The sequence below is a fragment of the Streptococcus sp. 27098_8_91 genome (genome assembly GCF_041432385.1).
Classification (GTDB): domain Bacteria; phylum Bacillota; class Bacilli; order Lactobacillales; family Streptococcaceae; genus Streptococcus.
On sequence record NZ_JAPVZN010000001.1, the window covers coordinates 276,121 to 288,390 of the forward strand.

Below are 12,270 nucleotides of genomic sequence, written 5' to 3' on the forward strand. Positions count from 1 at the left end.
ATTCTCTTTATTGTAGCATTTTTTTCAATTTTTGACAAAAGTAAGAGGAGTCAAAGAACTCCCCTCTACTCTTCAAAATAACTGATTAAATTTTTTTCTTGGTTTTCAGATAAAAATCTTTCCTTCTGCGGCCTCTTCTTACGTTTTAGAAGCGCTTCGGCTGACATGGCTTCTTCTTTACTATCGAAACCTTCTACATAGATAAGTTTTACTGGCAACCGAGCTCGTGTGTACTTGGCTCCCTTACCACTATTGTGAACGGCGATTCTTTTTTTAACATCCGTTGTATAGCCAGTATAGTAGGTACCATCACAACATTCTACCACATACATGTAAGCCTTATGATCCATAGTAAATCTCTTGAATTTCTGGAGTATAGGAACCATCATCATTATGAACAATGAGTGGTGGCAGAACCTTAAAACCACTAGTGGAGCCGTCCTTGATAGCCTCGATCAAAAGCATATTGGCTTCCTTCTCCCGTTTAGGGTAAACAAATTGCAGACGCTTTGGAGCCAAATTGTGTTGTTGAAGCGTTTCTAAAATATCTAACAATCGATCAGGACGATGGACCATGGCTAAACGCCCATTGGATTTGAGAATACTTTGAGCACTACGGCAGATTTCCTTAAGATTGGTCGTAATTTCGTGCCGAGCCAACAAATAGTGCTCACTCTCGTTCAGATTAGAATTTGGGTCCACCTTAAAATAGGGAGGGTTGCATAAAATCAAATCAACCTTACTCCCCTGAATGTAAGCAGACATATTTTTCAAATCATCACAAATGACCTGCATCTGTTCTTCTAAGCCATTTAAACGAACAGATCTTTCAGCCATATCCGCCAATCTTTCCTGGATTTCGACAGACAGGATTTTAGCCTTGGTCCGGCTGCTGGCAAAAAGGCCAACAGCTCCATTACCCGCACAAAAATCCACTATCAAGCCATTTTTAGGAAAGCGAGGAAAGCGTGACAAAAGGACACTATCCACCGAATAGCTGAAAACCTCTCTATTTTGAATAATCTTAATATCTGTAGAAAAGAGCTGGTTGATTCTCTCTCCTGATTTTAATAATTCTTCTACCATACTTCTATTATAACAAACTATATTAACATTTCAAGAGAGAAAAAATCAATTAAGACTTTTTCTTATTTAGATTAGAGATAGCTTCCTTGGTCCAGATAGGCATCATGCGAGCCAAAGGAGCAAATCCGTATTTGACACGGTCACTTGAAAAACGTCTCCGTCTCGGTAATTGATGTTTCTCTTCTTCCAAAGTCCGAATAGAAAGACTTGCTTTCCCTGTATATTCGTCCAAATCGACAACCTGGACTTGAACTTCTTCACCGATTTTCAGTACATCATAGATATTCTCAATAAATCCTGTACGAATTTCAGAAATATGAATCAAGCCTGTGATACCAGTCTCTAACTCCACAAAGGCTCCATAAGACTGAATCCCTGTAATTCGCCCTGTTAGCTTATCACCTATTTTCATCTTAGTCCTCGATTTCAATCGTTTCGATGACGACATCTTCAACTGGCTTGTCCATTGCACCTGTCTCAACTCCTGCGATAGCATCCAGAACTTCATAAGAAGCTTCATCTGCAAGCTGTCCAAAAACTGTGTGACGACGATCAAGGTGAGGAGTTCCACCTTGTTCTGCATAAATCTCCGCAATTGGCTCTGGCCAACCACCACGAGCAATTTCTTTCTTAGAGTATGGCAAGTGTTGATTTTGCACGATAAAGAACTGGCTACCGTTAGTATTTGGTCCAGCATTGGCCATAGAAAGGGCTCCACGGATATTGTAAAGTTCTTCTGAAAATTCGTCTTCAAATGACTCACCATAGATAGATTCGCCACCCATACCAGTACCAGTTGGATCTCCACCTTGAATCATAAAGTCTTTAATAATGCGGTGGAAAATCACACCATCATAGTAACCGTCTTTAGACAGAGCAATAAAGTTGGCAACTGTTTTGGGAGCCTGTTCAGGGAAGAGCTTGATACGCAAGTCTCCATGATTTGTCTTAATAGTCGCAATCGGACCATCTACTGTTTCAATGTCTACTTGTGGCAAATGTAATTCTTTTTCTACCATACCAAATCCTTCTAAGGCATCAAAAATGCCATCCTCTTCTAATGTTTTTGTAATATAATCTGCTTTTTCTTTGATTTTTTCATGAGATATTTCCATGGCAATGCTGACACCTGCATAATCAAAAAGCTCCAAATCGTTCAGTCCATCCCCAAAGACCATGACATTCTCAGGTTTAAGACCTAAATGTTCTACAACTTTTGCTACACCAGCTGCTTTTGAACCTGAAATTGGTACAACATCTGACGAATGTTCATGCCAGCGTACCATACGCAAAGTCGATGCTAAACTTTCAGGCAAAGTCAGGTCATCTCCCTGATCCTCAAAAGTCCACATCTGATAGATGTCTTCTTTTTCATAAAAATCAGGATCAACATCCAAGTCAGGATAAATTGGATCAATGGCCTCACTAATTAACTCAGTTCTAGTGGAGAGTTTAGCAGTATGACTACCAACTAAACCATATTCAATCCCCACTTCCTTAGTCCAAGCAATATAGCTTTCAACCTTATCTTTAGCGATTTTGTTACTATCAATCACATTGCCTTTTTTATCCTCAATATAGGCACCATTCAAGGTAACAAAAAGGTCAGGTTTTAGCTCGCGAATCTCTGGCACAACACCGAAAATCCCACGCCCGGTCGCAATCCCAGTTAAAATACCTTTTTCACGCAATTGTTTAAAAACAGTTGGAATTGAGGTTGGGATAAAACCAGTCTTTGAGTTTCTCAACGTATCATCAATATCAAAAAAAATAACCTTTATCTTTTTTGCCTTATATCTTAATTTCGCATCCATCACCTTTCCTCCTTCAATTCACTCTTTCCATTATACCATAAAGTAGAGAATTCCCCTATCTTCAAAGAAATTTGCTACCTCTTATTCGAATCCCTTAGACAAATACAAAACTAAATCATCATTGTTTTGACTAGTAGCGTTCATTTCTAAGGGTTGATTTCTATACCAAACACCCGTCCCATCTGGAATATAGCCTCGTTTGATGTACAATCTCTGGGCGGCTCCATATCCTGAGTGCAAGCCTACGCCTAGACTTACCTTAATCGAAACAAGCTTGACTCGTTTTTCTGCTTCTTCTAGCAGTTGATTCCCAACTCCTTGATTTCGAAAAGGCTCAAACACATTAAAATCTGATAATTCTGGATAGACTTCTGCAAAAGGACCATGTTTAGCAGAGGGCAAAATGGTAATGTAGCCCGCTACAGCAACCTCAACCTCTGCAACTAAGACTTCTCTCTCCCCACTTTCTTGCTCCTTAAAGTATCGAGTTAAAATCTCCTCTCTACTTGGCCAACCTTGGCTGATAAATCCTCGAGATAGATTTTTTATGTCAGATTCTTGCATTTTTCTAATTGAACATGTCGTCTTCATAAGCTTCTCCTTTATAGCTTTCTCCTACCATTATAGCACGCCAAGGTCAGAAAAAAACTATCTCTTGAAAAAAGACCCGTCGGGGTCTTAATTCGCTTTCTTGTTTTCATGCTCATGAAAAAGAGGTCCACCCGGACCTCAACTCGCTTTCACATTTCTATGCTCGTGAAAAAAAGACCCGTCGGGGTCTTAATTCTCTTCCTTGTTTTCATGCTCATGAAAAAGAGGTCCACTGGACCCAAACTCGCTCTCTCATTTCAAAGCTCGTGAAAAAAAGACCCAACCGGGTCTTTTTTTTAATCTTCGTTTACGAAAGGCATCAAAGCCATTACGCGAGCGCGTTTGATAGCTGTTGTTACTTTACGTTGGTTTTTAGCTGAAGTTCCTGTTACACGACGAGGAAGGATTTTCCCACGTTCTGAAACGAAACGGCTAAGAAGCTCAGTATCTTTGTAATCAACATATTCAATTTTGTTTGCTGCGATGTAATCAACTTTTTTACGGCGTTTGAATCCGCCACGACGTTGTTGAGCCATGTTTTTTCTCCTTTATAGTATTAATTGTCCATTAAAATGGTAAATCATCATCTGAAATATCCAAAGGATTCGTTGTTCCGAATGGATTTTCATCACGTGAAAAGTCAGGTACTGATTGAGTTGGTGCTGAATAGTTTGAACTTGGTGCAGAATAAGCTCCACCAGTATGTCCTTCACGCACACTACGGCTTTCCAACATTTGGAAATTCTCAGCCACGACTTCCGTCACGTAGACACGTTGTCCTTGCTGGTTATCGTAACTACGAGTCTGAATACGACCTGTCACCCCGATAAGTGAGCCTTTTTTAGCCCAATTAGCAAGATTTTCAGCCTGTTGGCGCCACATAACGACATTGATAAAATCAGCCTCACGTTCGCCATTTTGACTCTTAAATGTACGGTTTACTGCAAGAGTAAAAGTCGCAACTGCTACATTTGATGGGGTATAACGCAACTCAGCGTCACGAGTCATACGCCCTACAAGTACAACATTGTTAATCATAATCTACCTTCTTACGCGTCAGTTTTGACGATCATGTGACGAAGAATGTCAGCGTTGATTTTTGAAAGACGGTCAAACTCTTTAAGAGCTGCATCATCATTTGCTTCAACGTTAACGATGTGGTAAAGTCCTTCGCGGAAATCTTGGATTTCGTATGCAAGACGACGTTTTTCCCATGTTTTTGATTCAACAACAGTTGCACCGTTGTCAGTCAAGATAGAGTCAAAACGTGCTACCAAAGCGTTTTTCGCTTCTTCTTCAATGTTTGGACGAATGATATAAAGAATTTCGTATTTAGCCATTGATATGTTCCTCCTTTTGGTCTAATGACCCCAAGACATTGCAAGGGGTAAGTGAGGTTTGCTCACAATAAATTATTATACTAGAAAAAAATTTTTTTAGCAAGTAAAAACTGCTTCTATTTTATTTTTTACAGTTTTTTTGCTGAAGTTTGTGTAATTTCTTCAACCTGAATATTCTCAGATTCAAATTTCTGTTTAAAGGTAGCTAGATCAACCGTTCCCTCAATTTGAACTTCGATAACAATCTTACCATCTTTACGTGGAATATTAATAGTATGAGAAATATTTAGATTTTCCTCAACGATTAAAGAAACAATCTTACCAAGTACCCCAACTTCATTTTCTGTGATAAAACGAACACGGATTCCCTCTTCGCCATAACCAGAAATTTCAAGAAATGCTCTGAATACATCACGGTCAGTAATGACACCATAGACTTGTCCATTATCGACAACTGGCAAGATTCCAATCTTATTTTTCAGCATAAGGTAGGTTGCATCTTCCAAACTTGCATAACCTGAGACAGTTACAACATCACGAATCATGACGTCTTTTACTTTTGTTTTATTGAGCAAGTAATTCATCTCAAAGATTGATAGACTCGTTGCTTTTGATGGACTGGCTTCAGCAATTGTTCCTTCTGTTACTAGACCAACTAATTTATCATTTTCAATAACAGGAAGACGATGCAAACCTTGTTCGCGCATCAAGTCTGCTGCATGTGCTACAGTCGTATCTGGGCTAATATATACGACCTTTCGTGTCATAAAATCTTTAACTGCCATAGGAACTCTCCTTTATGTTTATAGCTTTATTATACACTTTTTACGAAAATCAATCAAACGCTTTCATCTCTTTTTCAAGATTCTGAAAACTCTGAAATACTATAAAAAGAGCCCTAGATTAGAGCCCTCAATCTTATGATTATGTATTTTGTTTGGTAATCTTTCCCGCAGACTAAGACAACCTTCTAGACTTGATGATTCCCAAGCAATCTTTATCTGCCGACTAAAACAATCCACTGGATTGTTTTAGCCACCTAGATATGCTTTTCTGACTTCATCTGATGCTGCGAGCTCTTTACCTGTTCCTGAAAGAACGATTTTACCTATTTCAAGAACATAGCCTCGATCTGCGATGGCAAGTGCTTTATTGGCATTTTGCTCAATTAAGAGAACGGTTGTACCTTGTTTTTGAATATCTTGGATGATATCAAAAATTTCTTGGATGAAAATTGGTGCAAGCCCCATTGAAGGTTCATCTAACAAAAGAAGTTTAGGCGTTGACATAAGCGCGCGTCCCATAGCAAGCATCTGCTGTTCTCCTCCCGAAAGGGTAGCTGCATCTTGGTTTTTACGTTCTTCCAGACGAGGGAAACGTGAAAAGACTTTCTTCAAATTTGCTTGATTCTCTTCACGATTTTTCTTAAGAAAGGCTCCCATCTCCAAGTTTTCCATAACTGTCAAACCAGGGAAGACGTGACGTCCTTCTGGTACTTGAGAAAGTCCTGATGCCACAATTTTTTGTGCAGGCATCTTTTGGATTTCTTGTCCCAAAAATTCAATTTTACCAGAACTCGGACGAACAAGTCCTGATAGGGTACGGAGGATGGTTGTTTTACCAGCCCCGTTGGCACCGATAAGGGAAACAACTTCTCCTTCATTTACTTCAAAGCTCACATCACGTACAGCTTGAATCATACCATAGTGTACTGAGAGGTTTTCAACTTTTAACATAGACATTAGGCTTCACCTCCAAGATAAGCTTCGATAACACGTTTATTACTCTTGATTTCATCTGGTGTTCCATGAGCAATCAAACGACCGTACTCAAGAACATAGATACGCTCAGTAACTTCCATAACCAAGTTCATATCATGTTCAATCAGCATAATAGTAATGTTGAATTCATCCTTGATACGACGAATCAACTCAGTCAATTCTGCAGTTTCTTGTGGATTCATACCCGCTGCAGGCTCATCCAAGAAAAGGATTTTAGGTTCTGTAGCAAGAGCACGAACAATTTCCAAACGACGTTGTTGACCATAGGCTAAATTTTTAGCTAGAGTTTCAGCATCTCCATCCAAATCAAAGATTTTTAGTAATTCTAAGGCTTTAGCCTTCAATTCTTTTTCATTCTTATAAAAAGCTGGTAAGCGCAAGAAACTTGCAAAAACATGTTGTTTATGATGATTGCTAAATGCAATCAGAACGTTATCCAAAACTGTCAAGTCTTTAAAAAGGCGGATATTTTGGAAGGTACGCCCTAAACCTAGAGATGCGATTTTATAGGGTTGCTTGCCATTTAACAAGTGACCATCCAAGGTTACTGTCCCTTCGCTTGGTTCATAAACACCTGTCAACAAGTTGAAGAGGGTTGTTTTCCCAGCACCATTCGGTCCAATCAAACCAACAAGTTCACCTTCGTTCAATTCGAGAGTGACGTCCCCAACGGCTGTCAGACCACCAAAATGTTTGGTTAAATTTTTTACTTCAAGCAATGCCATTAGTTTTGTCCCTCCTTCTTACCTTTTTTAAAGAGACTTGATAGGCTCAATTCCCAAGTCCCAAGAAGACCACCTGGTCTGAAGATCATAACGAGTACTAAGGCCAAAGCATAGATAATCATACGAACGCTGGCCACGTCTTGAAGGAGCATGTTCAAGATTCCAAGTACGATTGCAGCAACAATTGCCCCTGTAATGGATCCTAAACCACCAAATACAACGATAATCAATACATTGATAGAGTTGATGAACGTATAATCTTTTGGTACGACTGATCCGATAAATCCTGACTGAAGACTACCAGCGATACTTGCAGTAACAGCACCAAAAACAAAAGCAATGATTTTAATTTTTGTAGTATTTACCCCTACTGACTCAGCAGCAATCTCATCTTCACGAACTGATAAGGTTAAACGTCCGATAGGACTACGAAGGAAATTGAGAGTAGCAATCGTTGTAATCACAGCAAAGAAATATACCATTTGCCAGGTTGTAAAGTTAGGAATCCCCAAAATACCAGCAGCACCGTTTGTAAGGCTTCCACCATTAATAATGAAAATACGGATAATTTCAGCAACCCCTAAAGTTGCAACTGCAAGGTAGTCACCCTTCAAACGTAGGGTTGGAATTCCAACGATCAAGGCAACCAAACCAGCAATGATAGCACCGAGCAACATAGCTCCAAAGAATGCACCATAGGTTGGAGTTTTAGAACCAATAATAGCTGCTGCATAGGCACCAATAGCCATAAATCCAGCATGTCCAAGTGAAAACTGACCAGAGAACCCAACGATTAGGTTAAGACCTACTGCTAGAATAATATTGATACCGATTTGTTCAATAATCTGAATATGGAAAAGGTTCAAGACTCCTACTGAAACCAATAGGCTAATTAAACCATATCCAAGCAACAAAAGGAATAACCATAGAATATTAACTTTTAAATTTTCTTTCATTGTTTACACCTTCTCTTTCACATTCTTACCGAGGATACCAGCTGGGCGAACAATCAAGATTAAGAGCAAGATTCCATACACGATGGCATCACGGAAATCTGACATTCCGAAGGCGGTAGCAAATGTCTCCAAAAGACCAATAACAAAGCCACCCAGAGCTGCACCAGGGATGATTCCGATACCACCAAGAACGGCAGCCACAAATGATTTAATACCTGGAGTCATTCCCATCAATGGTTCAAGAGAGTTATAGTAAAGTGCAATCAAGACACCCGCTGCACCAGCTAGAGCTGAGCCCAATGCAAAGGTAAAACTGATTGTACGGTTCACGTTAATCCCCATCAGCTGAGCAGCATCACTATCTACAGAAACAGCACGCATGGCTTTCCCCATCTTGGTTTTTTGTACGATGAGTTGTAGAAGAACCATCAAAACAAGTGAGACAGTCAAAATCAACAATTGAATATTTGTTAAACTAATTGGTCCCAAGTCATAACGAACTGTTTGGATTGCTTGAGGGAAGGCACGTGTATTGGCGCCTACCAGATAGACCATCCCATACTCCAGTAAGAAGGAAACCCCGATGGCTGTAATCAATACAGAAATACGAGTTGAATGACGTAATGGACGATAAGCAAGAAACTCAATGATAACACCGAGAATTGCCGTTCCGATCATCGATAAGATCAAGGCAACAAAGAAATTTAATTGCAAGGAATTAATCAAGAAATAACCCATGAAAGCACCCATCATATAAATATCACCGTGGGCAAAGTTAATGAGCTTGATAATTCCATAAACCATAGTATAACCTAGGGCTAGCAGCGCATAGACACTCCCCAAGATTAGACCATTGACAAGTTGTTGAAGCATATGGTTCACTCTTTCTAAGTTTTATTTTTTAGGATTTTTATAAAAAAATAATCCTTTCATAAACACCGAAACAGGGAGTGAGTAAAAGCTCATTCCCCATTTCCTGTATCTATAATTATGGTTTTACGACTTCTGCCGCTTCTACTTTACCATTATTCATGGTCATCATGAAGGCTGTTTTCACAGTGTTGTGATCTGCATCAAAGCTTGTTTGACCTGTAACACCTTCAAAGTTTTGTGTTTTAGCAAGATTGTTCTTGATATCAACTGAAGTTTTCGCACCTTTTGCTGCGTTAGCTACAAGGTAAACTGAGTCATAAGCAAGAGCTGCAAATGTTGAAGGATCTTCGTTGTATTTTGCACGGTAAGCTTCAAGGAAGGCTTTTGCTTTATCTGATACATCAACAGTAGTTGAGAATCCTGAGATGAAGTAGATATTTGATGCGCGTTCGGCTGTTGCTTGTTGAACAAACTCTGCACCGTTGAATCCATCACCACCAATGATTGGTTTATCAATTCCCATACCACGAGCTTGGTTTACAATCTTACCAGCTTCTGTGTAGTAACCTGGCAATACGATTGCATCAAAGTCTTTATCTTTGATTTTTGTCAAAGCTGCTTGGAAGTCAGTGTCACCTGATACAAACGTTTCATCTGCTACGATTTCGCCTGAGAATGAATCACGGAATGATTTTGCAATTCCTTTAGCGTAGTCGCTTGAGTTATCAGTATACAAGACAACTTTCTTAGCGTTCAACTTGTTTGTAACATAGTTAGAAATAATTTTCCCTTGGAAGCTATCTTGGAATGTTCCGATGAAAAGGAAATCTTGACCTTTTGTCAAACCATCTTGAGTAGCACTTGGAGAAATCAATGGAACCCCAGCTTGTGTAGCATTTGCTACTGCTGCTGCAGTTGCACCTGAAGTTGCAGGTCCTACGATTGCTGCTACTTTAGATTGAGTAACAAGGTTTGTTGAAACAGAAGCAGCTTCAGCAGTTTCAGATTTGTTATCTTTGTCTACTACTTCGATTTGTTTTCCATCGATACCACCTGCTGCGTTGATTTCATCAACTGCAAGTTGAGCACCCTTTTGCTCAGATGTACCGTAAGATGCTACAGCACCAGTTTCTTCAAAGTTGAAACCGATTTTAACAACTTTCTCATCCACTGGGTTACCAGTTGAATTTGAAGCTCCTGTCTTCACTTCTCCACAAGCTGCTAAAACAGCTACACTTGCAAGAGCTACAAGTGATAAGGCAAATTTTTTCTTCATCTTTTTTGTCTCCTTATTTCTTAAATAAATAGCATGTTAAGAATATACCGAATTATCTGAAAATTGTCAACACATTTATCTTAATTTTTACATGATAACGTTTTCGCTATTTCTATAGAGACTACCAACAAAGGGAGTTTCCAATTCTTGGATATGACATCGTCGCACTTTTTTGATAAATCTCTCTTTTCCTAAACGGCTAACCAGTTCTTCCACTTCTTCTGTTGGGACATACAGTTGCAGATAACGGTGTTTTTTAGAGTGGTAACAAATATCACCATAATGATCGAGTTTTTTTGCATCACGATTATAGTATAGGTAGATAATCAGACCAGACCGATTCTCTTTTTGAAACATATTACAACTTCCTTCTAACAATCTTCTTACTATTATATCAAAAAAAGCAAACTCAGTCGAGTTTGCTTCAAAAGATTAATTCAAAGAATTATTAGCCATGATTTCATCAATGAAACCATATTCAAGTGTTTCTTGAGCGCTCATCCAGTAATCACGTTCAGCATCTGCATGGATTTGCTCAACTGATTTACCAGAATTATCTGCAAGAATTTGCTCCAAAGTCTTACGAGTTTTAAGCAAGTGTTCAGCAGCAATGGCCATATCTGTTTGCTGTGTACCACCACCTGTACCACCCATCGGTTGGTGAATCATGTATTCTGCATTCGGAAGCATGAAACGTTTGCCCTTTGCTCCACTTGAGGCAATAATTGTTCCCATTGAAGCAGCCATCCCCATAACAATGGTTTGGACATCTGCCTTGATAAAGTTCATAGTATCAACGATTGCCAAACCAGCTGATACAGAACCACCTGGAGTATTCACATAAAGGTAAATATCTTTTGTACTATCTTGGGCATCCAAGAAAAGCAATTGGGCGATAACTGAGTTGGCCATATTGTCTTCGACTGGTCCAGTCAACATGATGATACGATCTTTTAAAAGACGTGAGTAAATGTCATATGAACGTTCTCCACGACTTGTTTGTTCAATAACTACAGGAATCATTCAGTTCTCCTTCTGATTTCAATTTTTCTTAGTCAAACGACTCAATACAGGTCTATTATATCTTTTTGGTCAAAAAAGGTCAAATCTTTGCTCTATCCTAAAAACAGACACAAAAATTCAACCTCCTTTCGAGACTAAAACCAATGAACAGTTTTAGTTTATGCTTAGAATCTTATTTAGTACCGAACAAGCGGTCTCCTGCGTCACCAAGACCTGGAACGATATAGCCATGTTCGTTCAAACGTTCATCCAAAGCTGCTGTAAAGATTTCTACATCTGGGTGAGCTTCTTGAAGAGCTTTTACACCTTCTGGAGCAGATACAAGGCAGACAAATTTGATGTTTGATGCTCCACGTTTTTTGAGGGAATCAACAGCCAAGATTGCAGAACCACCTGTTGCAAGCATAGGGTCAACCACAAAAATTTGACGTTGGTCGATATCTTCAGGTAATTTTACCAAGTATTCTACTGGTTGAAGAGTTTCTTCGTCACGGTACATACCAATATGTCCAACTTTGGCTGCTGGAACCAAGCTCAATAGCCCATCGACCATCCCAATACCTGCACGCAAGATTGGAACAATTGCCAATTTTTTACCAGCCAATTGTTTTTGAACTGTTTTTGTGATAGGTGTTTCGATTTCAACGTCTTCAAGCGGAAGATCACGAAGTACTTCATATCCCATCAACATAGCAATTTCATCTACTAACTCACGAAAAGCTTTTGTAGAAGTGTCTGTACGACGCAAGATTGACAATTTGTGTTGAATGAGTGGATGATTAATGACTTCAAGTTTTCCCATTTT

At 39.3% G+C, this 12,270-nt stretch carries 17 protein-coding genes; all 17 read right to left on the bottom strand.

Translation table 11 applies throughout. The features are described from left to right. Positions 1–65: 65 nt before the first annotated feature. Positions 66–350, bottom strand: a complete 285-nt coding sequence (locus tag O3611_RS01285; protein ID WP_248034773.1) for a GIY-YIG nuclease family protein — start codon at positions 348–350, stop codon at positions 66–68. Further along, on the bottom strand, positions 340–1,086 hold the full coding sequence (locus O3611_RS01290; protein WP_248034772.1) for a tRNA1(Val) (adenine(37)-N6)-methyltransferase: 747 nt from the start codon (positions 1,084–1,086) through the stop codon (positions 340–342). The genes O3611_RS01285 and O3611_RS01290 overlap by 11 nt, the downstream gene beginning before the upstream one ends. 49 nt (positions 1,087–1,135) lie before the next feature. Continuing rightward, positions 1,136–1,498, bottom strand: a complete 363-nt coding sequence (locus O3611_RS01295) for a S1 RNA-binding domain-containing protein (protein ID WP_000689622.1) — start codon at positions 1,496–1,498, stop codon at positions 1,136–1,138. Between the two features lies 1 nt (position 1,499). Continuing rightward, entirely contained in the window at positions 1,500–2,900 is a 1,401-nt protein-coding gene (locus tag O3611_RS01300) for a bifunctional Cof-type HAD-IIB family hydrolase/peptidylprolyl isomerase (protein ID WP_371607569.1), read from the bottom strand. An 81-nt stretch (positions 2,901–2,981) separates the two neighbouring features. Next, positions 2,982–3,491 (bottom strand): GNAT family N-acetyltransferase, encoded by a 510-nt coding sequence (locus tag O3611_RS01305; protein ID WP_371607570.1) that lies wholly within the window; start codon positions 3,489–3,491, stop codon positions 2,982–2,984. Between the two features lie 296 nt (positions 3,492–3,787). Continuing rightward, entirely contained in the window at positions 3,788–4,027 is a 240-nt protein-coding gene (gene rpsR / locus O3611_RS01310; protein WP_000068664.1) for a 30S ribosomal protein S18, read from the bottom strand. A 31-nt stretch (positions 4,028–4,058) separates the two neighbouring features. After that, positions 4,059–4,529 carry a single-stranded DNA-binding protein SsbA gene (gene ssbA / locus O3611_RS01315; protein ID WP_000609604.1) on the bottom strand — a complete coding sequence of 157 codons (471 nt, stop codon included), beginning with the start codon at positions 4,527–4,529 and terminating at the stop codon, positions 4,059–4,061. A gap of 11 nt (positions 4,530–4,540) precedes the next feature. Further along, positions 4,541–4,831 (bottom strand): 30S ribosomal protein S6, encoded by a 291-nt coding sequence (rpsF, locus tag O3611_RS01320; protein WP_001151786.1) that lies wholly within the window; start codon positions 4,829–4,831, stop codon positions 4,541–4,543. A 128-nt stretch (positions 4,832–4,959) separates the two neighbouring features. Then, positions 4,960–5,616 (bottom strand): CBS domain-containing protein, encoded by a 657-nt coding sequence (locus O3611_RS01325; RefSeq protein ID WP_371607571.1) that lies wholly within the window; start codon positions 5,614–5,616, stop codon positions 4,960–4,962. A gap of 246 nt (positions 5,617–5,862) precedes the next feature. Continuing rightward, positions 5,863–6,573 (bottom strand): ABC transporter ATP-binding protein, encoded by a 711-nt coding sequence (locus O3611_RS01330; RefSeq protein ID WP_371607572.1) that lies wholly within the window; start codon positions 6,571–6,573, stop codon positions 5,863–5,865. Further along, positions 6,573–7,337 (bottom strand): ABC transporter ATP-binding protein, encoded by a 765-nt coding sequence (locus tag O3611_RS01335; RefSeq protein WP_049503117.1) that lies wholly within the window; start codon positions 7,335–7,337, stop codon positions 6,573–6,575. Before O3611_RS01335 ends, O3611_RS01330 begins: the two co-directional genes overlap by 1 nt. Next, positions 7,337–8,293 (bottom strand): branched-chain amino acid ABC transporter permease, encoded by a 957-nt coding sequence (locus O3611_RS01340; RefSeq protein ID WP_371607573.1) that lies wholly within the window; start codon positions 8,291–8,293, stop codon positions 7,337–7,339. Before O3611_RS01340 ends, O3611_RS01335 begins: the two co-directional genes overlap by 1 nt. 3 nt (positions 8,294–8,296) lie before the next feature. Beyond that, on the bottom strand, positions 8,297–9,166 hold the full coding sequence (locus O3611_RS01345) for a branched-chain amino acid ABC transporter permease (protein ID WP_000941435.1): 870 nt from the start codon (positions 9,164–9,166) through the stop codon (positions 8,297–8,299). Between the two features lie 115 nt (positions 9,167–9,281). Further along, a complete protein-coding gene (locus tag O3611_RS01350; RefSeq protein WP_153225537.1) occupies positions 9,282–10,442 on the bottom strand; it encodes an ABC transporter substrate-binding protein in 1,161 nt (386 codons plus the stop codon). An 87-nt stretch (positions 10,443–10,529) separates the two neighbouring features. After that, positions 10,530–10,799 carry a YlbG family protein gene (locus O3611_RS01355; protein ID WP_000486587.1) on the bottom strand — a complete coding sequence of 90 codons (270 nt, stop codon included), beginning with the start codon at positions 10,797–10,799 and terminating at the stop codon, positions 10,530–10,532. A gap of 75 nt (positions 10,800–10,874) precedes the next feature. Continuing rightward, complete coding sequence (clpP, locus tag O3611_RS01360; RefSeq protein WP_000613459.1) at positions 10,875–11,465, bottom strand: ATP-dependent Clp protease proteolytic subunit ClpP; 591 nt, start codon at positions 11,463–11,465, stop codon at positions 10,875–10,877. 172 nt (positions 11,466–11,637) lie between these two features. Next, the gene (gene upp, locus O3611_RS01365) at positions 11,638–12,267 is read right to left on the bottom strand and encodes a uracil phosphoribosyltransferase (RefSeq protein ID WP_000517029.1); all 630 of its coding nucleotides are present in this window, start codon (positions 12,265–12,267) and stop codon (positions 11,638–11,640) included. Positions 12,268–12,270: the final 3 nt, after the last annotated feature.